This window comes from Streptomyces sp. NBC_00582, assembly GCF_036345155.1.
Lineage (GTDB): Bacteria > Actinomycetota > Actinomycetes > Streptomycetales > Streptomycetaceae > Streptomyces.
This window is the reverse complement of record NZ_CP107772.1, coordinates 10,151,491-10,174,261: the sequence shown is the minus strand read 5'-3', so window position 1 is coordinate 10,174,261 and position 22,771 is coordinate 10,151,491. Positions and strand designations below refer to the sequence as shown.

The window sequence follows — 22,771 nt, the reverse complement described above, 5'->3', positions numbered from 1 at the left end:
CGCCGCCCGACACCGCTCGCCGTTCCCCTGTCCCGCCGCAGGGGGCCGTATTCCCACCTGCTCTCACAGGAGTTGTCGTCATGTCCTCTTCCGTGTCCCCTCCCCCGGCCGCTGCCCGCATCACCGCCCTGGACGTCCTGGACGTGCGCTTCCCGACGTCCGAGCATCTGGACGGGTCGGACGCGATGAACCCGGAGCCCGACTACTCGGCCGCCTACGTCGTCCTGCGCACCGACGCCGGCGACGGGCTGGAGGGCCACGCCCTCGCCTTCACCACGGGACGCGGAAACGACGCGCAGGCCGCCGCCATCGCGACGCTCGCTCCGTACGTGGTGGGCCGGTCCGTCGAGGAGGTCTGCGGCGATCTCGGCGCGTTCTCCCGTTCCCTGGTCCACGACCCCCAACTGCGTTGGCTGGGACCGGAGAAGGGGGCCATCCACATGGCGACCGGTGCCGTCGTCAACGCCGCGTGGGACCTGGCCGCCAAGCGCGCGGGCCGGCCCGTCTGGCGTTTCCTCGCCGAGATGTCGCCCGAGGAGCTGGTCGCCCAGGTCGACTTCCGCTGGCTCAGCGACGCCCTCACCCCCGAGGACGCGCTGGAGATCCTGCGCCGCGCCGAGCCGGGCCGTGAGGAGCGCGTCGCCCGGCTGCTGGAGCGCGGTTACCCCGCGTACACCACCACCCCCGGCTGGCTCGGCTACTCCGACGAGAAGCTGTCCCGTCTCGCCCGCGAGGCCGTCGCCGAAGGCTTCACCCAGATCAAGCTGAAGGTCGGCGCCGATCTTCAGGACGACGTCCGGCGCATGCGCACCGCCCGTGAGACGGTCGGCGACGGCATCCGCATCGCCGTCGACGCCAACCAGAGATGGGACGTCCAGCCCGCCATCGACTGGATGCGCGCCCTGGCCCCCTACGACCCGTACTGGATCGAGGAGCCCACCTCCCCCGACGACATCCTCGGCCACGCCGCCGTCCGCAAGGCCGTCACCCCCATCAAGGTCGCCACCGGCGAGCACATCGCCAACCGGGTCGTCTTCAAGCAGCTCCTCCAGGCCGGCGCGGTCGACATCGTGCAGATCGACTCCGCCCGGGTCGGCGGCGTCAACGAGAACATCGCGATCCTGCTGCTCGCGGCCAAGTTCGGGGTGCCGGTCTGCCCGCACGCCGGCGGGGTCGGTCTGTGCGAGATGGTCCAGCACCTGTCGATGTTCGACTACGTCGCCGTCTCCGGCACGGTCGAGGACCGGGTCATCGAGTACGTCGACCATCTGCACGAGCACTTCGTCGACCCGGTCCGCATCGCCGACGGCCACTATCTCGCGCCGGCCCTGCCGGGGCTGAGCGCGCAGATGCACCCGGAGTCCCTCAAGGAGTACACCTATCCCGACGGGCCGGTCTGGGCCGCACGTGTCTGACGCCCGGACCCTCGTCGACGCCCACCACCACCTCTGGGACCTCGACCACCGTCCCCAGGCCTGGCTGGACGAGCCCGGCCATGAACCGATCCGCCGCACCTTCGGCCCGGGCGACCTGCGCTCGGCCGCGACCCGGAGCATCGCGGGCCGGCGTCTGGGGGGCACGGTCCTCGTCCAGTGTGTGCCGTCGATCGCCGAGACACGTGAGTTCCTCGCCCTGGCCGACGCCGATCCGCTCATCGGCGCCGTCGTCGGGTGGGCCGACCTGACCTCCCCGGAGGTCGGCGACGTGCTGGACGCACTGCGCGCCGGCCCCGGAGGCGGGTGTCTGCGGGCCGTACGGCACCTGGTGCAGGGCGAGTCCGACCCGGGGTGGCTCCAACAGCCGGCCGTGGAGCGCGGCCTGCGGGCGGTGGCCGAGCGCGGACTCGGGTACGACGTGCTGATCCGCAGCCACCAGTTCCCGCAGGCGATCCAGCTGGCCGAACGCCTCCCGGACCTTCCCCTCGTCCTGGACCACGCGGGCAAGCCGCCCATCGCGGGGCGTGAACTCAGCGACTGGGAAAGGCAGTTGCGGACACTCGCCGGACATCCCCAGGTCCGCTGCAAGGTGTCCGGGCTGGTCACGGAGGCCGACCACGAGAAGTGGACCGTCGCCGACATCCGCCCGGTGTGGGACGTCCTGCTCGGCGCCTTCGGACCCGAACGGCTGATGTTCGGCTCGGACTGGCCGGTCTGCGTCCTCGCGGGCGGCTGGAACCGCTGGGCAGCCACCGTCGAGGAACTCCTGAACGGCTTCTCCGACCGCGAGATCCAGGCGGTGCTCGCCGGCACCGCGACCGATTTCTACCGACTCAGGCATCCTGGAAAGGAGGCGAGCACACCGTGCTCATGACCGAGCTGCTGCACCCCGGGATGCTCGAAGCCCTGGCCGGCGCCGGCCACGGCGCACGCGTCCTGCTCGCCGACGGCCACTACCCCGCGAGCACCGCCACCGGCGACCGGGCCAGGACCGTGCACCTCAACCTGGCCCCCGGCCTGCTCGACGTCACCACCGTGCTCGACGTCCTGCTGCGCGCGGTCCCCGTGGAGGCGGCCCATGTGATGGTGCCGCCCGAGGGCGAACCGGAGCCGCCGGCCATCGCCGAGTACCGCTCGATGCTCGCGCCCGCCCCGGTCGAGACCCTCGGCCGCTTCGAGTTCTACGACGCCGCCCGCTCCCCCGACCTGGCGCTGGCCGTCGTCACCGCCGACACCCGTACCTACGCCAACCTGCTGCTGACCATCGGCGTCCGCGCGGAAGGGACCCTGAACCCACGATGACACTCGCCGTCCGCTACACAGCCGCCCGAACCCTGGACACGGCTCCCGCCGAGACCGCGCCACCCGGGCCCGGCGAGGTCGAGCTGGCCCCCGCCTACGTCGGCATCTGTGGCACCGACCTGCACATCTTCCACGGCGACATGGACGCCCGGGTCACCACGCCCGCCGTCCTCGGACACGAGATGTCGGGCCGGATCGTGCGCGTCGGACCGGACGTGGAGGGCTGGCAGCCCGGTGACGCGGTGACCGTGATGCCGCTGCGCTGGGACGACTCCTGCCCGGCCTGCCGCGCCGGCCACCAACACGTCTGCCAGCACCTCGACTTCATCGGCATCGACTCCCCGGGTGCCATGCAGCAGCGCTGGACCGTGCCCGCCGCCACCCTCGTACGCCTCCCCGCCTCCGTCTCCCTGGACCGGGCCGCCCTGGTCGAGCCCACCGCCGTGGCCGTTCACGACGTCGGCCGGGCCGGTGTCCGCGGCGGCGAGCGGGTCGTCGTGGTCGGCGGCGGGCCCGTCGGCATCCTGATCGCCCTCGTCGCACGGGCCGCCGGAGCCGACGTCCGCGTCATCGAGCTGAGCGCCCACCGACGGCTGCTGGCGACGGAGTTGGGCCTGACCGCCTGGGACCCCGGCGCCGACGACGTGTCCGCCCTGGTGGCGCGGTGGACCGGCGACGCCGGCGCGGACGTCGCCTTCGAGGTGTCCGGCGCGGCGGCCGGCGTGGACACGGCGGTCGACGTGCTGGGCGTGCGCGGCCGACTGTGCCTGGTGGCCATCCACCCCAAGCCCCGCGAAATCAACCTGCACCGCTTCTTCTGGCGTGAACTGACCCTTGTGGGCGCCCGGTTGTACGACCGCTCGGACTTCGAGAAGGCGGTGGCCCTGGTCGACGACGGCACGGTTCCGGCCGAGCGGCTCATCAGCAAGGTCGTGCCGCTCACGCAGGCACCCGCCGCGTTCGAGGCCCTGGAGGGCGGCGGCGACGTGATGAAGATCCTGGTGGACTGCGGCAACGACACGACGGGAGCCCTTGGATGACCCTCTTCGACCTGACCGGCCGCCTCGCCGTCGTCACCGGTGCCCGGCGCGGCATCGGCCGTGCCATGGCCCGCGCGCTCGCCGAGGCCGGCGCGGACGTCATCGGTGTCAGCGCCTCGCTGGAGGAATCCGGCAGCGCGGTGGAGAAGGACGTCCTCGCGGCGGGACGCACCTTCGAGGCGATCCGTACCGACTTCGCCGACGCCGACGCCGTACGGGCCCTCGGCGCGGACCTCGCCGCGCGCGAGCGGCCGGTGGACATCCTGGTCAACAACGCGGGAACGATCCGGCGTGCCCCGGCCGCCGAACACACCGACGCCGACTGGGACCTGGTGCTCCAGGTGAACCTCAACGCGCAGTTCACACTGAGCCGGGCGGTCGGGGCGTCGATGGTGGCCCGCGGCCGGGGAAAGGTCGTCTTCACGGCGTCGCTGCTCAGCTTCCAGGGCGGTATCACCGTCCCCGGCTACACCGCCGCCAAGCACGGCATCGCGGGACTGACCAAGGCGCTGGCCAACGAGTGGGCCCCGCACGGCGTCAACGTCAACGCCATCGCCCCCGGCTACATCGCCACCGACAACACCCAGGCACTGCAGGACGACCCGGCCCGCAGCAGGGCGATCCTGGACCGCATCCCCGCCGGACGCTGGGGCGGCGCGGACGACCTCGCGGGAGCCACCGTGTTCCTCGCCTCGGACGCGGCCGCCTACATCCACGGCACCGTTCTGCCGGTCGACGGCGGGTGGCTGGGCCGATGACCGCCGATCTGGCCTCGGTGCTGGCCGGCGCCCGGATCATGCCGGTGCTGACCGTGCCCGACGTCGCCACGGCCGCACCGCTGGCCGACGCGCTGGCGCGGGGCGGTGCCCGGTGCGCCGAGGTCACCTTCCGCACCCCGGACGCCGAGCGGGTGGTCAAGGCGATGGCGGCGCACGGCGGGCTGACCGTCGGCGCCGGCACGGTCCTCACTCCCGAGCAGGCGGAGCGGGCCGTGGCGGCCGGCGCCCGTTTCGTCGTGTCACCCGGCTTCGACGCCGAAGTCGTGCGGAAGTGCCGGGAGTTGCAGGTGCCCGTCGTACCGGGCGTCGGCACCGCGACGGAGCTGATGCGTGTCCTGCGCGAGGGCCTCGACACCGTCAAACTGTTCCCCGCCGAGCCCCTCGGCGGCATCGGGATGCTCAAGGCGCTCGCGGCCCCGTTCCCCCCGGCACGCTTCGTACCCACCGGCGGCATCGGCCCCCTGCAGCTACCCGTCTATGTCCGCCACCCGGCGGTCCTCTCCGTCGGCGGCAGCTGGATGGCGACCGCCGGCCACCTGGAGCGCGGGGAGTACGCGGAGATACGGCGGCTGACCGCCGAAGCCGTGGCGGGGAGCACGCGGTGACCGGGCCCGAGGTGATCGCGCTGGGCGAGGTCATGCTGCGCTTCGACCCCGGCGAGGGCCGTATCCGCACCGCCCGCACCTTCCAGGTCTGGGAGGGCGGCGGCGAGTACAACGTCGTACGCGGACTGCGGCGCTGCTTCGGCCTCCGTGCGGCCGTGGTGACCGCCCTGGTCGACAACGCCGTGGGGCGGTTGGCCGAGGACCTCGTCCTCCAGGGCGGAGTCGACACGTCACTGATCCGCTGGGTGCCCGGCGACGGCATCGGCCGCAGCGCCCGCAACGGGCTGAACTTCGTGGAACGGGGCTTCGGCATCCGGGGCGCGCTGGGCGTCAGCGACCGCGCGAACACGGCGGTGTCCCAGCTGCGGAAAGGGGACGTCGACTGGGACTCGGTCTTCGCCGCGGGACCGCGCTGGTTCCACACGGGCGGCATCTTCGCCGGCCTGTCGGACACCACGGTGGACGTGGCGGAGGAGGCGATGGCCGCGGCACGGCGGCACGGCGTCATGGTCTCCTACGACCCCAACTACCGCCCCAGCCTCTGGGCCGACCGGGGTGGTCCCGAGCGGGCCCGCGAGGTCGACCTGCGGCTCGCCCGGCACGCGGACGTGGTGGTGGGCGCCCTCGGCCTGGCCGGACCGTACCCCGGAGCGCTGCGCGTCCGCGCGGACGACGCGCCGGACGCGTTCGCAGAGGTCGCCGACCGGCTGCCCACGGCCCAGGTGCTGGCCACGACACTCCGCGACGTGCCCTCGGCCGGGGTGAACGACTGGTCGTCGGCGGCCTGGGCACCGGCGACCGGCTTCGTCGCGGGCCCCGACCTGCCCGGCCTGCACGTCCTGGACCGCATCGGCTCGGGCGATGCCTTCGCGGCCGGACTGATCTACGGGCTGCTCACGCCTCCCGAGCCGAACGGTGGCCTGCTCAGTGATGGGGAGCCGGTCGGTGGCCCGCTCACCGGCGCCCGTCTGAAGCGCGCCCTGGCCTACGGCACGGCTCACGGCGCCCTAGCCATGACCACACCCGGCGACGTCTCGATGGCCTCCCTCACCGAGGTGGAGGCCCTCATGGCGGGCGGCTCGGCCGCCGTCAGACGGTGACCGGCGCTTACCGCCCCGCCTTTAGCAACCGCGCAGTACCCGAGGAGCACGTCTTGCGGCACCGGAAGATCACGAACACCGCCGTCGAAGTCACCGAGCTGGGCTTCGGGGCCTCCGTCATCGGCAACCTCTACCGGGTCACCCCGGCCCAGGACGCGACGGACGCGATCGACACGGCCTGGGACAACGGCGTCCGGTACTTCGACACCGCGCCCCACTACGGGCTCGGCCTCTCCGAGCGGCGCCTGGGGGCCGCCCTGCGCGACCGCCCCCGCGAGCAGTACGTCGTCTCCTCCAAGGTGGGCCGCCTGCTCGTGCCCAACGAGCAGCCGCGGGGCGTCGACAGTGAGGGGTTCGTCGTCCGTGACGACCTGCGCCGACAGTGGGACTTCAGCCGGGACGGCGTACTCCGCTCCATCGACGCCACCCTTGAGCGCACGGGTCTCGACCGCCTGGACGTCGTCTACGTGCACGACCCCGACGACCACTGGCGGCAGGCGGCCGAGGAGGCCCTGCCCGCGCTGGCGGATCTGCGCGGCCAAGGGGTGATCGGCGCGATCGGCGCCGGCATGAACCAGTCGGCCATGCTCGCCCGCTTCCTGCGCGAGACGGCCGCCGACGTGGTGATGCTGGCCGGGCGGTACACGCTCCTCGACCAGTCGGCGCTGGACGACGTGCTGCCCGCGGCGCGCGAGCACGGCAAGAGTGTGGTGGCGGTCGGTGTCTTCAACTCGGGCCTGCTTTCCCGGGACCGCCCCACTCCGGGCATGAAGTACGACTACGCGGACGCCCCGCCGGACCTTGTCGCCCGTGCCCTGGCGATCGCCGAGGTCTGCGAACGTCACGGCACCACCCTGCCCGCCGCGGCGATGGCGTTCCCCTTCAGCCACCCCAGTGTCATCAACGTGACTCTCGGCATGCGGAACGGCGAGCAGGTCGGGCGCAATGTGGAACTCCACCGTCGGCAGGCCCCCGAAGACCTTTGGAAGGAGCTTCGCGCCCAGGGCCTGATCAGGCCGGACGTACCCTCGTAAAGCGGCGCGGGCGACAGTCACGGAGACGGAAGAGGTGCGCGATGTCCCTGACGGACCGGGCCATCGAGCAGACCTACGACGATTTCAGCGGCGACGTCCCGGCCTCCGACCACCGCGAAGACGCGGTCTCCCCGTGACGTCGGCCGGGCCTGCCGGGCATCGATCTCGATGCCGGACGGGCCCGGCTTCATGCAGCACCTGTACCTGAGGGGGTGCCGCGGTTTCTCGGCTGGTGGCGGGCCGGGGCGGCGGCCGCCCGCGTGAGCTGGGTGCGCAGGCTGAAGCCGGGGTCGGAGAGGTCGTCGGGGGTGACCCGGATGCCCGCGGTGAGGAGTCGGCGGGCCGCCATGTGGTCGGGTGCGCGGTTGACGGATTCGACGGCCACCAGGGACCCTTCGCGGAAGCAGAAGACCGAGAAGCCCTCGTCCGGTTCTCCTCGTACGACGGTGTGGTCGTGTCCGGTGGACAGTCCGGCGATCTGGAGTCTGAGGTCTCCCTGGTAGCTCCAGAACCAGGGGAGCGTGGTGTAGGGGCGGGCTGTGCCGGTGAGCGCGGCGGCCAGGCAACGGGCCTGGTCGGCGGCGTTCTGGACGGACTCCAGCCGGATTCGGCCCACCCCGCGCGGGTCGGGGAACGCCGCACAGTCCCCGATCGCCGAGACGGCCGGGTCCGCCGTCCTCAGGTACTGGTCCACGACGATGCCGTCCGCCGTCTCCAGCCCGGCCGCCTCAGCCAGTTCGACGTTCGGGAGCACCCCGATGCCGGTGACCACCATGTCGGCCGGGAGGCTCTCGCCGTCGGCCAGCCGCATGGCACCGACCTTGCCCCCGCGGCCTGTCAGTTCGACCGGAGTGCGGCCCAACAAAAGCCGTGTGCCGTTCCGCTGGTGCCGTTCGGCGAAGTGCGCGGCGACGGGCGCGGACACCGCCCGGCCCATCACCTGGCCGGCGACGTCGAGCACGACCGGGCTGACTCCGCGCGCCCCGCAGGCCGCGGCGAACTCCAGGCCGATGAACCCGGCGCCGATCACCACGACGTCCCGCGCGGACTCCATGCGCTCCCGCAACTCCTGGGCGTCACCGAGGGTATGGAGGTTACCGACGCCGTCCAGGTCGGCACCCGGTATCGGCAGCGGGCGGGGGCGGGCGCCGGTGGCCAGGACCAGATGTCCGTAGGACAGTACGGCGCCGTCGTCCAGGGTCAGCCGCCGCCCCGCGCGGTCGAGGTGGACGGCGCGGCGGCCGACGAGCAGCTCGACGCCCCGGTCGGCGTAGAACCACTCGCCGCGCAGGACGAGATCCTCCGGCGTCACCTTCCCGGCAAGGTATTCCTTGGACAACGGCGGCCGCTGGTAGGGCGGTCGGGGCTCCTCCCCCACGAGCGTGACCGGGCCGGTGAAGCCGGCCTCGCGCAGCGACTCCGCCAGCTGTACGGCGGCCTGGCCCGCGCCCACCACGACCACGCCGGATCCGGGACTCATGTCTGGGCTCCCGGAACATGGACGACCAGCTCGTCCATGCCCTCGGTGAGGCCGAGTTGGCAGCTCAGCCGACTGGTGTCCCGGCGCGGGGCCGCGGTGCAGTCGAGGAGTTCGTCCTCGTCGTCGGTCATGGCCGCGAAGACGTCCCCGGCGCCGTCCACCGTGTACACATGGCAGGTGGCGCACATCAGGTTGCCGCCGCACTCCGCGACGACACCCCGCACCCCGGCCGCCACGGCGCCCCGCATGACGGTGCTTCCGGCGGGCAGGTCGAGCACGGTTTCGACGCCGTCCGGCTGGACGAAGGTCACCTTGGGCATGGCGTACTCCTCCTCGGCCTCAGGGGCAGATGACGTAGTTGCTGAACCCGCCGTTGCGGTTCTTCAGCACCGACAGCGCCGTGTTGACGTCGTGCAGCTTGAACACCTCGTGCTCGAACACCGACAGGTCGACCATGCCGCTCTCGGCGAGGTCCGCCATCTCCTGGCCCTCGGCGGTGCTGAACCAGGCGGAGCCGCTGAGCCGGGCGTCGATGTCCATGATCTTGTGGAGGTGCACGGGCACGTCCCCCGCCACGGCGCCGATGTTCACGTGGTGGCCGCCGCGCCCGAGGGCGTCGACGCCGGACAGGAAGCTGTCGTGCGGCGCTCCCGGGCCGAGGGCGTCGATGGCCACGTCCACGCCGGCGCCGTCCGTCAGGCTCCGGGCCCACTCCCCCACCGACGGCTCGTCGTCGAGGCTGTGCACCTCGACGCGCTCCGGGGCGATCGCCTTCACCCGGGCCAGCAGGTCATGGTCGCGGGCGGTGCCCAGCACCTTGCGCGCCCCCAGGGCGAGGGCGAACAGAGCGACGCCGAGCCCGAGGGTGCCGCTGATGCCGTTGATCAGGACCGTGCTGCTCGGACCGACGCCGCCGCGGCGCAGCGCGCGGTACCCGGTGCCGAGGTAGCCCCAGCGGGCGGCCGTCTCGTGGGAGACGTTGTCCGGGAGGACCACGAGGCTGTACTGCGGGGCGGTCATGTACTCGGCGAGGCCGCCGTAGGGGTAGTCCTCGAAGAGTTGCTGGGAGTACGGGCTGAAGCCGAAGTAGCCGTTGAAGGCGTACGCACGGCACGCGGTGGTCTCGCCCAGTCGGCACTTGCGGCAACTACCGCAATAGCGGGCCGGGTTGACATACACCCGGTCGCCGATGCCGATGCCGTGGACCTGCTCGCCCTTCTCCACCACCACGCCGGTCGCGTCGAGGCCGAAGATCGCCGGCAGCTTCGGCAGGTAGAGGTGCGGGAACCACTCCTGGAGGTGGTGCAGGACATTTCCGAGGTTGGGCACGATCCCGCAGGCCCGCACCTCCACGAGCACGTCCGTGGGGCGCGGCCGGGGCCGCTCGACCTCGTCGATGGTCAGGGGCTGCCCCACGGCGTGCATCCGGGCGGCGCGCATGGTGGTCGACGTCATTGTCGTCTCCGTTCGGGTGATGGGTGGATCGGAGGGGTGGTGGGGTCACACCGGGAAGATCTCTGCGGTGTGCTCTCCCAACTCCGGCGGTGGGAGCCGGTATTCGGCGGGTGTGGCGCTCAGGCGGACGGGGTGTGCCACCTGGCGGACGCCGCCGGCGTCGACCTCGGCGGCCAGGCCCAGTCGGCGGGCGTACGCGAAGGCTTCGTCGATTCCGTTGACCGGCCCGGCCGGTACTCCGGCCGCGGGCAGGACGACCGCCCAGTGGTCCGCCGTCTGCCTCCCGAGTTCCTTCTCCAGTAGGGCTCGTAGCTCGGCGCGGTGGGCGACCCGGTCCGGGTTGGTGCGAAAGCGCTCGTCGTCCGCCAGTTCGGGGCGCCCGAGGAGCGCGGTCAGGGCGGCGAACTGGCGGTCGTTGCCCACGGCGAGCGCCAGGGGCCGGTCGGCGGTGTCGAAGGTCTCGTACGGGGCGATGCTCGGGTGGGCGTTGCCGAGCCGCCCCGGCACCACTCCCCCGGCCACATAGCCGGAGGCCTGGTTGACCAGCGCCGACAGCAGCGAGCCGAGCAGGCTGACCTCCACCAGCTGGCCTTCGCCGGTGCGGTCCCGGTGCCTGAGGGCGGCCAGGATGCCGAGCGAGGCGTGCAGGCCGGTGATGACGTCGACGAGGGCCACTCCCGCCTTCACCGGCGGTCCGTCGGGTTCGCCGGTGACGCTCATCAGTCCGCCCACGGCCTGCACGAGCAGGTCGTAGCCGGGCAGGCCGCCGCCCGTGTCCGGGCCGAACCCGGTGATGGAGCAGTGGACGAGCCGTGGGTGCTCGGCGAGCAGTTCCTCCGCCCCGAGTCCCAGCCTGCGCATCGTCCCGGGGCGGAAGTTCTCCACCACCACGTCGGAGTCGGCGATCAGGGCGCGGGCCCTCTCCCGTCCCTCGTCGGTGGCGAGGTCGAGGGCCACGGATCGTTTGTTGCGGTTGACGCCGAGGAAGTACGTCGAGGTGCCGCCCGCGTCGACGGGCGGCCGCCAGGAGCGGGTCTCGTCGCCGGCTCCGGGACGTTCCACCTTGACGACCTCGGCGCCCAGGTCGGCGAGCAGCATCGTCGCGTAGGGGCCGGCGAGGACGCGGGAGAAGTCCGCGATCCGCAGCCCCTCGAGCGAGGCCGTCATCAGGAGGGCTTGCGCACGGAGGTGGACTGCCAGTTGACGACCTTCCAGCCGTCGCCCGCCGGGGCGTAGACGATCGTGTACCGGTTCTGGATGTCCCGTGTCTCGCCCGCGATCTCGGCCTTCATGTCGGCCACGCCGCTGAGGAAGGCGATGCCGCCGTGGAAGCGGACGGTCTCGTCGGAGCACTCGATGGCGAGGTACTTCGTCCTGCCGGAGGCGACCGAGCCGAGCAGTCCCTCCTTGGTGTCGATCCGGGCCGTGGCGTGGATCCACATCACGTCGTCCGCGAGGAGTTCGCCGAGGGCGTCCACGTCGGCGCGGATCATCGCCTCCTGGCGTGTGCGGTCCAGCTCGAGGATGGTGGTGGCGTCGCTCATGGTCAGTTTCCTTCCTTGATGATCTCGACGGTGAGGCGGCCGAGACCGGTGATGTCGCCTTCGAGGAGGTCGCCGGGCTGTATCCACTGCCCGGTGCCGAGGCCGACGCCGGCCGGGGTTCCGGTGGAGACGATGTCGCCGGGTTCGAGGGTCACGTGTTCGGTGATCTTGACGAGCTGCTCCGGGATCGACCAGATCATGTCGCGGGTGTTGGCGTTCTGCTTCAGCTCGCCGTTGAGCCGGAACTCCAGCTGCAGGTCGTCCTCGTCGACGTACCGGGCCGGGACGATCGCGGGGCCCACGGGGCAGCTGTCGTCGAACGCCTTGCCGCCGAACAGGTCGAACTTGACCAGATGCTTGGGGTGGCGCTGCCAGTCCCGCGCGGACAGGTCGATCGCGATCGTGTAGCCGGCGACGTGCTCCATGGCGTTGTCGAGGGTGAGCCGGCGGGCGCGCTTGCCGATGACGACGGCGAGTTCGAGTTCGTAGTCGAACTTCTCCGACTGTTCCGGGTAGCGCACGGCTTTGCCGCTGCCGACCAGGGAGGTGGTGGGCGGCTTGAGGAAGAAGACGGGGATCTTCTTGTCCTTCTCCCAGTCGGTGTGGCCGCCGTCGTTCTTCATGTGGTCGTAGTAGTTCGCGCCCGTCAGGACGATCTTCCGCGGGTACTGGAGCGGGGTGAGGATGTCTTCGAGCCTCGACGGGGCGGGCCGGGGCGCGGTGGTGTCGGTGCCGTCGGCCAGCCGCTCGGCCGCCGCCACGAGGAGCGGCTCGGTGCGCTCCCAGTGGTCGAAGACGTTCATCAGTCCACGCGCCGGTTCCGGTTGCAGGGCCTCAGGCGCCACGTCCGCGAGAGCCCAGGAGCGGTCTCCGACGGTCAGGACGGGGGTCGGCCGGTCGTCGATGCGCCAGGTGGCCAGTGAGAAGGTCATGGTGGGGTTCTCCTGATGTCGGAAACGGTTCTTTCGGGAAGTCAGGCGGGCAGAGCCCGTCGCCAGGCGGTCAGCACCGGGAGCAGCGTGCCGGCGGGCATGAGCAGCAGGCGGGTGGCGACACGGCGGACCAGATCCCGTGGTGCCGGGCCGTCCAGGTACTCCACCGGGGACTTGCCGTCCACTCTGGCGAGCAGCAGGGCCGGAAGCAGCGTGGCGGCCCGGTACTCCAGCGCCTGCCTGGGTTCCCAGTCGACGTGTGCGAAGTAGCCGAGCGCCAGGGCTTTCGCCGAGTCCAGGAGGGACTCGGTCGCCTCGGGGCGGACCAGGCACTTCAGCAGCAGGTGGTTGAGGCAGAAGGCGAGGTCGAAGGCCGGGTCGCCGTACCAGGCGCACTCGGCGTCCAGCAGGACGGGCCCGGCCGGACCGGCCAGGATGTTCTTCGGGCTGACGTCCCCGTGCGCCAGCGCCAGCCGGGTCCCGGCCGTGCGGTCGGCCAACTCCCGCAGCTTTCGGCCGAGTCGGGGATGCGCGGTGGCCGTGGCGAGCAGGTACGGCTCCAGACGCAGGGCATGGAAGGTGTCGTCGGTCGCGAACTCCCGTGCCAGGTCCGGGTCGCCCGTGCTCGCCCGGTGCAGTCTGCCGAGCACGTCCCCCACGGCCCGGGCGGTGTCCTCGTCCACCTTTCCGCTCAGCAGTTGCCCCTTCCAGACGGGATGGTGCTCGGGCGGAAGGTAGCTCATCGCGAACAGCCCGGCGGCCGGGTCGTGGGCGAGCGGGACGGGCACGTTTGCGGGGCGGTGGCGGGCTGCGAACTCCAGCCAGGCCCACTCATGGGCGTTGCGGGAGACCGGGGCGTGCCAGTCGGCGGCCACCCTGAGCCGTTCCCGGGCGCGCTTGACGCAGATCGACCGTCCCGGCAGGTCGACCCGCCACAGGTCGGAGGAGACGCCGCCGGTCAGCGGGGTCCAGCGGGATTCCTCTCCGCTCGCAGCCAGTCCCTCGCGGAGCAGGAAGTCGACGACCGCGGGGTCGACGGCGGTGCGGTTCACGCCCCCACCGCCTCCGGAAGAACCAGCTCCGAGGTGCCGGCGAACGGCAGGCTGTCGTCCTCGGCGATCCGCAGCAGCTGGTTGTACTTGGCCAGCCGGTCCGAGCAGCGGACGGAGCCGATCTTGATCTGCCCGGCGGCGGTACCGACCGCGAGGTCGGCGATGAAGGAGTCCTCGGTCTCGCCGGACCGTGCGGAGATGACCGGCGCGTAGCCCGCGGCCCGGGCGGCGGTCACCACGTCGAGCGTGCCGGTGAGGGTGCCGTTCTGGTTCACCTTGACCAGGACACCGTTGGCGCAGCCCTCCGTGATGCCCCGGGCCAGTCGCTCGGGGTGGGTGGTGAAGAAGTCGTCGCCGATCAGCCGCACGCGGTCGCCGAGCCGGTCGGTCAGCTTCCGCCAGCCCGCCCAGTCGTCCTCGTCGAGGGCGTCCTCGACGGACACCACCGGGTGGTCGCGCACCCAGGCGGCGACCATGTCGGCCATCTCCGCCCCGGTGGCCCGACGTCCCTCGCGCGCGAGGTCGTAGTCGCCGCGCTCCGGGTCGTACAGGGAGTGCGCGGCCACGTCGACGGCGATCGCGATATCGGTCCCTGGCCGCAGTCCGGCGTGCTCGCATGCCTCGACCAGCAGGGCCAGGGCCTCGTCAGCCGTGCGCAGCCCCGGGCTCAGGCCGCCCTCGTCCGCGAGGAGGGTGGTCAGGCCCCGGGCGGCCATCACCTCGGCGGCGGCCGTGCGGACCCGGGAGACGAGCTGGATCGCCTCCTCGGTCGAATCCGCTGCGACCGGTACGGCGAGGAAGTCCTGGACGTCCATACCGCGTCCGGCGTGCAGTCCCCCGCTGAGGATGTTGACCATGGGCAGCGGCAGGCTCGGGGTGTCGACGCCGGCGAGTTCGGCGATCCGCCGGTACAGCGGGCGTCCGGTCGCGATCGCGGCGGCCCGGCAGACGGCCAGCGAGGCGCCGAGTACGGCGTTGGCGCCGAGCCGGGTCAGCTGCGGGGTGCCGTCCAGCTCTCGCAGCAGGGCGTCGATGCCGCGCTGATCGAGGGCGTCGCGGCCGCGCAGGGCGTCGGCGATCTCACCGCCCACGTGCGCAACCGCCTTGCCGACCCCCAGGCCGGCGAACCGCTCGGCGTCTCCGTCACGCAGTTCGTGGGCCTCGTTGCTGCCGGTCGAGGCGCCGGAGGGAACGGCCGCGCGACCGAGGGAGCCGTCGTCGAGGAGGATGTCCACCTCGACGGTCGGGCGACCGCGCGAGTCGAGGATCTGACGGCCCTTCAGGGATGCGATGCGCTTCATGGCCGTACTCCTCGGGGCTTGTTGCAGGGATACGCCGGGGGTTCGCCGGCCAGGACCCGCACGACCTCCTGGGCCGCGCGGCGGCGCAGCTCCTCGACGGAGGCGGTGGAGGAGAAGGCGATGTGCGGGGTCACGAGGACGCCGGGCCGCTCCAGCAGTGCGGACGGCACCTCGGGCTCGCTCTCCAGCACGTCGAGCCCGGCGCCGTCGACCAGGCCGGAGGCCAGGGCCTCGATCAGGGCGTCCGTGTCGACGAGGCCGCCCCGGCTGACGTTGACCAGGAGCGCGCCCGGTTTCATCAGGGCGAGTTCCTTGGCGCCGACGAGATGGCGGGTGTTCTCGGTGAGCGGGACATGAAGGACCACCACGTCGCTGGCGCCGAGAAGTTCCTCGAACGTGGTCAGCTCGACTCCGGGGGCCCGGTCGGGCGGATACGGGTCGTGGGCGAGGACACGGCAGCCGAAGGCCGCGAGCTTGCGGGCGGTGGCCCGCCCGATCCTGCCGTAGCCGACGATCCCGCAGGTCAGCGTGGCCATCCGGCGCAGTTTCGCGGCGGCGGGACGCCACTTCCCGGCTCGTACGTCGCGGTCGAAGGCGGCCAGGCCCCGCGCCCAGGCCAGCACCATGCCGACGGCGTGGTCGGAGACCTCCTCGACGCAGTAGTCGGGGACGTTGGTGACCCACACCCCTTGCTCGGCGGCCGTCTCGACGGCGATGTTGTCGAGGCCGACCCCGAGGCGGGCGACGATCCGCAGGTCCGGGCAGGCCGTGACGGCGGCGGCGGTCACCGGGGCCCAGCAGGTCAGGACGGCGTCGGGACGGTGCTCCCGGACCAGGGCCTCGATGGCGGCGGCCGGCGCCGGATCGGCGGGCCCGGTCACCAGGGTCAGCCCCGCGGCCTCCAACACGGCCCGCTCGACGCTGTCGTCGGGCCAGGCGTGGTCGGTGAGCAGGACCTTGCCTGTCGTACTCATGCGTCCCTCCTCGTGGGGGTCATCGGTTGCCGTCGTGTACGGAGATCTGGTCGGCGGTCAGCCCGCCGACGCGGGCGTGCACCCGGCCGCCGGTCGCCATGGCGAGGGCGTAGAGGATCTCGTCGGGGCGGGGGGCGTCCTGGACGCCGACCTCGACGGTGTTGAAGTGGCTGCGGACGTAGGCGGCTTCGATGTGGTGGAGCGGGATCAGCAGCCGGTACCCGGTGGCCGCCACGGCCTTGGTGGACGGGACGATGGCCTTGGGTTCACCGAGGACCGCACGCATGGCCCAGCCTCCCGCCTCATGCCACACGGCGCCGTGCTCCAGCTCGCCGTTGACGCCGACGATCGCGCCCTTGCCGTACGCCTGGACGTTCTTCGCATCGAGGGCGTCGACGAGTTCCGTCGCCAACTGGACCCCGAGAGCACGAAGTTCGCTCTGGAAACCCGTCAGGTCGGGTTCATGGCGTCCGGCGAAGGGGTTGCGGACCACCGCCGCCGCCGCGGCCACCCGCACCGGTTCGGCGACTCGGGGGCCGCCCTCATGATGGATCGTCTCGACCACGAGGGAGGTCTTACGGATGTCGACGAGGGTCATGCGGTGGCCTCCGGCGCGTCGAGCCGGGCCTGCACGGAAGCGCGGAACTCCTCGATGGGCATGAACTTCTCGTCGTGCCGGCACATCTCCAGGGTGTCGGCCGTGATCCGCTCGGTGGACAGTTCGGGGTCGAACGGGTCGCCGTGCGGTTGGGCTATGTACCAGGGGCTGTCCACGTACAGCTCCACCGTGTTGCCCTCCGGGTCGAAGAAGTAGACCGACCAGGAGACCCCGTGGTTCAGGGGCTTGAGCCCCTCGACTCCGTGTTCCTTCACGCGGCGGTACATCACCCGCAGCTCGTCGAGGGTGTCGAGGTGGAAGGAGATCTGGTTGATGGTGCTGCGGGGCGAGTCGGGGTCGCGTCCGCTGGCGAGCGCGACCTGGTGGTGGGTGTGCGGGTCGACGCTCATGAAGACCAGGTCGGCCTTGAAGTTCTTGCCCCGTCCCCGGTCGGTGACGACCAGACCGAGAACCCGGGTGTAGAACTCCTCCATCTTCTTGATGTCGTAGACGTTGATACCCATGTGGGTGAGGTGGGGCCTCACGGCCGTGGTCATCGGGACCTCCTGGTTCGCTGGGCGGCTCGTTCCCCCGGCAGACGACCGCTCCTCGCCGGGGGCGCCGTGCTGCCCCGGACGATCAGTGAGCCGGTCGAGACCGAGGTGTACGCGGTGTCACGGTGGGGTTTCGTGGTGAGGCGGTGCAGCAGCCACAGGGCACAGTCGGTGGCCATCTCCGTCACCGGCAGGCGTGCGGTGGTCAGGCCCGGGCCCCACCAGGAGAAGCCCGGTTCGTCGCCGAAGCCGACGACCGACAGCTCCTCGGGGGTACGGACGCCTCGGGAGGTCAGTTCCTCCAGCACCCCCAGGGTGAGCGGGACGGATCCGGTGACCAGGGCGGTCGGTGGCGCGGCGTCGTCCAGCAGCCGACGGGCGGCCCGGCGGCCGTGGGCGACGGAGGAGGGCTTCCCGAGCACGGCCAACCCGTCCTCCTCGCGCAGTCCCGCCTGCTCCAGCGCGCTGCGGAAGCCACGCAGACGCTCGGCGCCGGTCCGAAGTTCAGATGGACCGCCGACGTAGCCGATCCGCGAGTGGCCGTGCGCCAGCAGATGGGCGGTGGACCGCTGGAGAACCTGGAAGTCGTCGATGCCGAACCACTGGGCGCCGAGTGCGGGGTGCCGGCGCAGGAGTTGGACGTGCGGGAGCGCGGCGAGGAGCCGGACCGAGTCGTGGTGCGGGCGGGCGGTGGGCACGATGATGACACCGGCCACCCGGCTGGCGGACAGCTCCCTGAGATGGCGCAGCTCCCGCACCGGGTCGTCGTCGGTCTCGGAGAGGATGAGCTGGTGGTCCCGGGCCTCCATGTTCCCGGACAGTTCGTGGGCGATGGTGGAGTAGAAGCTGTTGCGGATGTCGGGGATCACCAGCCCGACGACGTTGCTGGCGACGCCACGCATCATGCGGGCCGCCCGGTTGGCGACGTAACCCATCTCGGCTGCGGCCTCGCGGACCCGGAGCTTGGTCTCCTCGGAGATCCTCGGGTCGTCGGCGAGGGCGCGGCCGACGGTGGAGACGGACAGGTCGAGGCGTTCGGCGATGTCCCTGGTGGTGATCATCCCCACGGGCCTCCGGCGACGTACGACGTCTTCGTGGTCGTGGAGAACTCGCAGGCGGCGGTGCCTTCCCCGGCCGTGGGCACGCTGATCATCACCATGCCCGCTGTGGAGCGGCGACGGGAGTCCGCGGCGCGGGCCAGCGAGGTGGTGACCAGGCCGGCGGTCAGTCCGTACCCGCTGTCGTCGGCCACCGGCACCGTCTCGTCGTAGTCCGCGACGCGGATCACCGAGGCCGGCGGCCCGCAGACCTCCTCCCGGTTCACGGTGTCGTGGAGCCGGGTGCCGACGGCCGGCGCGGGCGCCAGGTGGAAGCCCTCGGCGCAGCGCTCCAGGCGTTCCCCACCCCTCACGCCGGCCCCTTCGCCCGCCGCGACAGCCCCGTGCGGCAGGTTCTGGTCGAGCTGGGCAGCGTCGACCACGGGGCCCATGCCGGTGCCCGGCTTGCGTGCGTCGTCGACGGTCAGTGCCCGCGTCGCCGTGGTGAGCCGTTCGACGAAGGCAGCGTGGACGGCGTCCATCACGACCAGCCGGGAGGAGGCCGTACAGCGCTGGCCGGTCGACCCGAAGGAGCCCTCCAGAGCCACGTCGACCGTCAGATCGAGATCGGCGTCGTCGGCGACGACCAGCGGGCTCTTGCCTCCCCTCTCCGACTGCACCCGCGCCCGGTGCGTCTGGGCGGCCCGCAGCACCCGCTCGCAGGTCGCCGTCGCGCCGGTGAAGGAGACAGCCGCCACCTCCGGGGCGCCGGTGATGACGTCGCCGATCTCCCGGCCACGCCCCATCACCAGGTTCAGCACCCCGGCCGGCAACCCGGCGCGGTGCGGCGCCTCGTCCAGGGCCCAGGCGCTGCCCGGCACGGGTTCGGCGGGCTTGAAGACCACGGTGTTCCCGTAGGCCAGGGCCGGGGCGATCTGGCCGGCCCGAACCACCTCGGACACCGCCTCCGGGAGGGTCTCGCCCTCCTCCCGGGCCAACCGGTCTCCCAACTCGTCGCGGCGGCGCAGGAGTTCGTCCCCGGCGCGGTCGAGGATCTCCGCGCGGGCCGCGCCGGTGGTACGGGCCCAGCCGGGCGCGGCGGCGGCAGCCGCCTCGACTGCGGTGCGCGCCTGCTCCGCGTCGGCCAGGGCGTAGGTCCCGAGGACGTCTCCCGCGTCGGACGGGTTCACGTTCCCGGTGGTGGCCGTGGCTTCCTGCCAGTGGCCGTCGATGAGGTTGCGGTGGGTCACGCGGCGCTCCCCTGCTCACCGGGAAGGCGCCGCCGCGGCCGCACGGCCGGACCTCGTGGCGTGTACCCACGGTCGAGTGGTTTGGCCGACGGGGCCGGTACGCAGGCGGAGCCCACCGCCGCAATCCGTGGCAAGTACCTCATGGACACGTGATCTCCCAGTGGATGCGCCGGACCAGGCCGCACCCGAACGACTGAGCGCGGGGACGAGGGCCTGGCCGCCGGACAAGGGGAAAGCTCGGGTGCGTTGCACCCAGCACCTGCACGCGGCTCCCGGTGGGGCGGGGAACGCCTCGTGTACGACCGCCTCCGACTATCGGCAGGTGCTATCGATAGCGCAATGGAGGAGACGGCGTGGAATCCTGAAGAAGCACTTCGGAAAACCCGGGCTTCACGTGTCGGTTGAAGGCGACGCCTCAGCGGACCGGGGCGGCGACGGGAACGGGGCGGCGAGGGCTTCACGCGCGTACTGGGCGAAGGCCCGCGCCCGGTGCGTGGGCGTGACGCTCGAAGCGTGCGCGATCACGACCCTGACCGCCTCCAGCGGGTCGGTGATCGGCATCGGAACGAGGGGCAGACCCTCGAAGCTGGTGTCACTGGGCCACCGCTGGAGCAGTATGGAGTAGCCCATGCCGCGTGCCACCAGGCTGCGTACCGCCTCGATGCTGGAGGTCCGGTACCGGATGTCCGGCTTGACGCCGGCGCTGTGCAGCCACCGTTCGGCGTTGCTCGGCGCCGGAGGAGACGCATAGACGATCAGCGGCTCGTCCGCGAGTTCGGCCAGGGACACCGCCTCTCCTCCGGCCAGCGGGTGGTCGGCGGAGAGGATCACATAGGGCGGGCAGTTCCGCACCGTCGCGCACGTCAAGCCCGCCTCCGCACCGGTCTCATACAGGAAGGCCAGGTCGCAGGCGCCTTCCAGGAGCGCCTGGCGGATCTCTTCCTGCGAGCCGTCGATGAACTGGAGATCGACGTCGGGATGGCCGCGGGTGAACCCGTCCACCAGCGGGGGGATCAGGAACGGCGAGAGGGTGGCGTAGCAGCCGATCGTCAGCCTGCCCGCGAGCCGCCCCTTCTCCGCTCTGGCACCGGCCGTGAGGTCCTCGGCCCTGGCCAGAATGGCCTGCGCGTGGTCCAGGACGCGGGTGCCCGCCTCGGTCAGGAAGACACCCTTGGCCCGCCTCCTGACCAGCAGCTGAACCCCCAGGCGGCGCTCCAGATCGCTGATCGCGGTGGAGATTCCCGCCTGAGACGCATGACACTGCACGGCGGCCCCGCTGATGGAACCCGTGCCGGCCACAGCCACGAAGTACTCCAGCTGCCTGAGCGAGAAATCGGCGCTCACGTTCTCTCCCTCATCCGTCGAGGTCCGCGAAGTCCTTGGCGTGCACGTGCTGGAGTCCTGAGGAACCACATCGGAAATTCCGCGTTTCCCGCGGCTTAACACGGCCGCCGTCCTCAGCCACAGTCGGCTCCGTGAACCGAGGCCGGTCCAGAAGGGACACCGTCGTGGCTACGAGCGTCAGTCAACCCCCCGAGCACATCCGTCTGGCCGAACTGTGGCGCGATCCCTATCCCGCATACCGGTACCTCCGTGAGCACGACCCCGTGGCCTGGGTGCCGGAGGCGGGCCGGTACCTGGTCACGCGGTTCGAGGACATCATGCACGTGGAACGGCATCCCGAGACATACCTGTCCTCGGAGAACCCCTCCCTGATGACCCGCTCGATCGGCGAGACCCTGCTGCGCCAGGACGGAGCGGCCCACCGGCGGCTGCGGCGTGCCGCCGAGGGCCCGCTGCGTCCGCGGATCGTCAAGGAGCACTGGCTGCCGGTCTTCCGGCGCCACGCCGAGGACATCCTCGCCACCGTCGCCGAACGCGGCGAGGGGGACCTCTTCAGGGACGTCGCAGGGCCGTTCGCCGCCCGCAATCTCGCCGCCTTGCTGGGGCTGCGCGGGGTCGGGGACACGGAGATGCAGGAGTGGTCCCAGGCGATCATCGACGCGGGCGGGAACTACGGGGAGGACCCGGAGATCTGGGCGCGGTGCGCCCGCGCCGTGTCCGACCTCGACACCGCGATGGACGACGTCCTTCCCGTCCTGCGCCGCGCCCCCGACCACTCGGTGATCTCGTCCATGCTGCACGCCGACGATCCGCTGACCGAGGACGAGATACGGACCAACGTCCGCGTCTTTCTCGGCGGTGGGTTGAACGAACCCCGGGATTCCATGGCGGCAGCCGCCTACGCGCTGCTCACCCATGACGACCAGCGCCGGGACGTCGAGGCGGACCCCGCGCTGTGGAAGCGGGTCTTCGAGGAGGCCGTCCGCTGGGTCTCCCCGATCGGCATGTACCCCCGGCGGGTCGCCGAGCGGACCGAACTCGCGGGGCGTGTGCTGGAGCCGGGCGACAAGCTCGGCGTCGTCGTCGCCTCCGGCAATCGCGACGAGCGGATCTTCGCCCGCCCGGACGCCTTCGACATCCACCGCACCGACACCAGCCACGTCGCCTTCGGCGGCGGCCCCCACTTCTGCCTGGGGACCTGGGTGTCCCGCGCCGGGGTCGGACAGATCGGCCTTCCTCTCCTCTTCCGGAAGCTGTCCGGGCTCCGTCTCACCGAGACCGAGATCCCCTTCGGCGGTTGGGTGTTCCGCGGCCCTCTGCGGCTCCCGGCCGCCTGGGACGTATGACGACCGCAACCCCACAACCGCTTCCCTCCCCTTCCCGACGTGAAAGCAGGAATCCGCCATGCGCAGAATCGTCACCGGCCACGACGAACACGGAACGTCGGTCGTCATCAGCGACGGGCCCATCCCCCGCAGTCACGCGTTCACCAGCCTCCCGGGCTGGGTCTCCGCCCTGCCCTGGGCCACAGAGGCCGGCCGACCCGCGAGCCGCACCGGCGAGGACCCGACCCCCGAGGTCACGAACTTCGTCCCGGGGCCGGGCGGCACCCGCTTCATCGTCCTGACCCTGCCGCCCGCCACCGCGATGGCCGACCCCGCCTTCGACCCCGTCGCCTTCGGCCAGGAGCAGCTCGCCGAGTCCCCCGGCATCGCCGAGCTCATGGAGATCGAGAACCCGGGAATGCACACCACTCCCACGATCGACTACGGCATCGTCCTGAACGGCGAGGTCACCCTCGAACTCGACGACGGCGCCCTCACCAAGCTGTCCGCCGGCGACATCGTCATTCAGAACGGCACCCGGCACGGCTGGCGCAACCACAGCGACCGGCCCGTCACTCTCGCCTTCGTCCTCATCGGTGTTCCGGACGCGGACTGACCCTTCTTCGCGT

General features: G+C 71.9%; 24 protein-coding genes. 10 read left to right on the top strand and 14 right to left on the bottom strand.

Annotated elements, in window-relative coordinates; all coding sequences use genetic code 11:
- Nucleotides 1–80: 80 nt before the first annotated feature.
- Genes OG852_RS46185 through OG852_RS46150 form a run of 8 tightly spaced genes read left to right on the top strand, consistent with a single transcriptional unit; the run spans nucleotide 81 to nucleotide 7,296 of the window.
- A complete protein-coding gene (locus OG852_RS46185; RefSeq protein ID WP_330351091.1) occupies nucleotides 81–1,415 on the top strand; it encodes an L-fuconate dehydratase in 1,335 nt (444 codons plus the stop codon).
- A complete protein-coding gene (locus OG852_RS46180) occupies nucleotides 1,408–2,310 on the top strand; it encodes an amidohydrolase family protein (RefSeq protein ID WP_330351090.1) in 903 nt (300 codons plus the stop codon). Before OG852_RS46185 ends, OG852_RS46180 begins: the two co-directional genes overlap by 8 nt.
- On the top strand, nucleotides 2,301–2,738 hold the full coding sequence (locus tag OG852_RS46175; RefSeq protein WP_330351089.1) for an RbsD/FucU domain-containing protein: 438 nt from the start codon (nucleotides 2,301–2,303) through the stop codon (nucleotides 2,736–2,738). Before OG852_RS46180 ends, OG852_RS46175 begins: the two co-directional genes overlap by 10 nt.
- Nucleotides 2,735–3,778 (top strand): zinc-dependent alcohol dehydrogenase, encoded by a 1,044-nt coding sequence (locus tag OG852_RS46170; RefSeq protein ID WP_330351088.1) that lies wholly within the window; start codon nucleotides 2,735–2,737, stop codon nucleotides 3,776–3,778. The genes OG852_RS46175 and OG852_RS46170 overlap by 4 nt, the downstream gene beginning before the upstream one ends.
- Nucleotides 3,775–4,536 (top strand): SDR family oxidoreductase, encoded by a 762-nt coding sequence (locus OG852_RS46165; RefSeq protein ID WP_330351087.1) that lies wholly within the window; start codon nucleotides 3,775–3,777, stop codon nucleotides 4,534–4,536. The genes OG852_RS46170 and OG852_RS46165 overlap by 4 nt, the downstream gene beginning before the upstream one ends.
- A complete protein-coding gene (locus tag OG852_RS46160) occupies nucleotides 4,533–5,162 on the top strand; it encodes a bifunctional 4-hydroxy-2-oxoglutarate aldolase/2-dehydro-3-deoxy-phosphogluconate aldolase (protein WP_330351086.1) in 630 nt (209 codons plus the stop codon). Before OG852_RS46165 ends, OG852_RS46160 begins: the two co-directional genes overlap by 4 nt.
- On the top strand, nucleotides 5,159–6,262 hold the full coding sequence (locus tag OG852_RS46155) for a sugar kinase (protein WP_330351085.1): 1,104 nt from the start codon (nucleotides 5,159–5,161) through the stop codon (nucleotides 6,260–6,262). The genes OG852_RS46160 and OG852_RS46155 overlap by 4 nt, the downstream gene beginning before the upstream one ends.
- Nucleotides 6,263–6,315: 53 nt before the next feature.
- A complete protein-coding gene (locus tag OG852_RS46150; protein WP_330351084.1) occupies nucleotides 6,316–7,296 on the top strand; it encodes an aldo/keto reductase in 981 nt (326 codons plus the stop codon).
- Between the two features lie 187 nt (nucleotides 7,297–7,483).
- Here the strand turns inward: OG852_RS46150 and OG852_RS46145 are convergent, their stop codons facing one another.
- The 14 genes from OG852_RS46145 to OG852_RS46080 form a co-directional block, all read right to left on the bottom strand.
- Nucleotides 7,484–8,776, bottom strand: a complete 1,293-nt coding sequence (locus OG852_RS46145; RefSeq protein ID WP_330351083.1) for an NAD(P)/FAD-dependent oxidoreductase — start codon at nucleotides 8,774–8,776, stop codon at nucleotides 7,484–7,486.
- Nucleotides 8,773–9,096, bottom strand: coding sequence for a 2Fe-2S iron-sulfur cluster-binding protein (locus tag OG852_RS46140; protein ID WP_330351082.1), 324 nt, complete (start codon nucleotides 9,094–9,096; stop codon nucleotides 8,773–8,775). The genes OG852_RS46145 and OG852_RS46140 overlap by 4 nt, the downstream gene beginning before the upstream one ends.
- Before the next feature lie 19 nt (nucleotides 9,097–9,115).
- Entirely contained in the window at nucleotides 9,116–10,231 is a 1,116-nt protein-coding gene (locus tag OG852_RS46135; protein WP_166663649.1) for an alcohol dehydrogenase catalytic domain-containing protein, read from the bottom strand.
- Nucleotides 10,232–10,276: 45 nt separating this feature from the next.
- Nucleotides 10,277–11,398 (bottom strand): CaiB/BaiF CoA transferase family protein, encoded by a 1,122-nt coding sequence (locus tag OG852_RS46130; RefSeq protein ID WP_330351081.1) that lies wholly within the window; start codon nucleotides 11,396–11,398, stop codon nucleotides 10,277–10,279.
- Nucleotides 11,398–11,775 carry a nuclear transport factor 2 family protein gene (locus OG852_RS46125; protein ID WP_133915421.1) on the bottom strand — a complete coding sequence of 126 codons (378 nt, stop codon included), beginning with the start codon at nucleotides 11,773–11,775 and terminating at the stop codon, nucleotides 11,398–11,400. Before OG852_RS46125 ends, OG852_RS46130 begins: the two co-directional genes overlap by 1 nt.
- A 2-nt stretch (nucleotides 11,776–11,777) precedes the next feature.
- A complete protein-coding gene (locus OG852_RS46120) occupies nucleotides 11,778–12,707 on the bottom strand; it encodes a fumarylacetoacetate hydrolase family protein (RefSeq protein ID WP_133915420.1) in 930 nt (309 codons plus the stop codon).
- A gap of 41 nt (nucleotides 12,708–12,748) precedes the next feature.
- The gene (locus OG852_RS46115) at nucleotides 12,749–13,759 is read right to left on the bottom strand and encodes a phosphotransferase family protein (protein WP_330351080.1); all 1,011 of its coding nucleotides are present in this window, start codon (nucleotides 13,757–13,759) and stop codon (nucleotides 12,749–12,751) included.
- A complete protein-coding gene (eno, locus tag OG852_RS46110) occupies nucleotides 13,756–15,060 on the bottom strand; it encodes a phosphopyruvate hydratase (RefSeq protein WP_133915418.1) in 1,305 nt (434 codons plus the stop codon). The genes OG852_RS46115 and eno overlap by 4 nt, the downstream gene beginning before the upstream one ends.
- On the bottom strand, nucleotides 15,057–16,034 hold the full coding sequence (locus OG852_RS46105) for a C-terminal binding protein (protein WP_330351079.1): 978 nt from the start codon (nucleotides 16,032–16,034) through the stop codon (nucleotides 15,057–15,059). Before OG852_RS46105 ends, eno begins: the two co-directional genes overlap by 4 nt.
- A gap of 19 nt (nucleotides 16,035–16,053) precedes the next feature.
- Nucleotides 16,054–16,632, bottom strand: a complete 579-nt coding sequence (locus OG852_RS46100) for an amino acid synthesis family protein (protein ID WP_133915416.1) — start codon at nucleotides 16,630–16,632, stop codon at nucleotides 16,054–16,056.
- The gene (locus OG852_RS46095) at nucleotides 16,629–17,189 is read right to left on the bottom strand and encodes a VOC family protein (RefSeq protein WP_133915415.1); all 561 of its coding nucleotides are present in this window, start codon (nucleotides 17,187–17,189) and stop codon (nucleotides 16,629–16,631) included. Before OG852_RS46095 ends, OG852_RS46100 begins: the two co-directional genes overlap by 4 nt.
- Complete coding sequence (locus tag OG852_RS46090; protein WP_330351078.1) at nucleotides 17,186–18,247, bottom strand: LacI family DNA-binding transcriptional regulator; 1,062 nt, start codon at nucleotides 18,245–18,247, stop codon at nucleotides 17,186–17,188. The genes OG852_RS46095 and OG852_RS46090 overlap by 4 nt, the downstream gene beginning before the upstream one ends.
- Nucleotides 18,244–19,473, bottom strand: coding sequence for an aldehyde dehydrogenase family protein (locus tag OG852_RS46085; protein WP_330351077.1), 1,230 nt, complete (start codon nucleotides 19,471–19,473; stop codon nucleotides 18,244–18,246). The genes OG852_RS46090 and OG852_RS46085 overlap by 4 nt, the downstream gene beginning before the upstream one ends.
- 390 nt (nucleotides 19,474–19,863) lie before the next feature.
- A complete protein-coding gene (locus tag OG852_RS46080) occupies nucleotides 19,864–20,817 on the bottom strand; it encodes a LysR family transcriptional regulator (RefSeq protein WP_330351076.1) in 954 nt (317 codons plus the stop codon).
- 164 nt (nucleotides 20,818–20,981) lie between these two features.
- Between OG852_RS46080 and OG852_RS46075 the strand changes: the two genes are divergently transcribed.
- Complete coding sequence (locus OG852_RS46075) at nucleotides 20,982–22,163, top strand: cytochrome P450 (protein ID WP_330351075.1); 1,182 nt, start codon at nucleotides 20,982–20,984, stop codon at nucleotides 22,161–22,163.
- Between the two features lie 58 nt (nucleotides 22,164–22,221).
- Nucleotides 22,222–22,758, top strand: coding sequence for a cupin domain-containing protein (locus OG852_RS46070; protein ID WP_330351074.1), 537 nt, complete (start codon nucleotides 22,222–22,224; stop codon nucleotides 22,756–22,758).
- The last annotated feature ends 13 nt before the right edge of the window (nucleotides 22,759–22,771 follow it).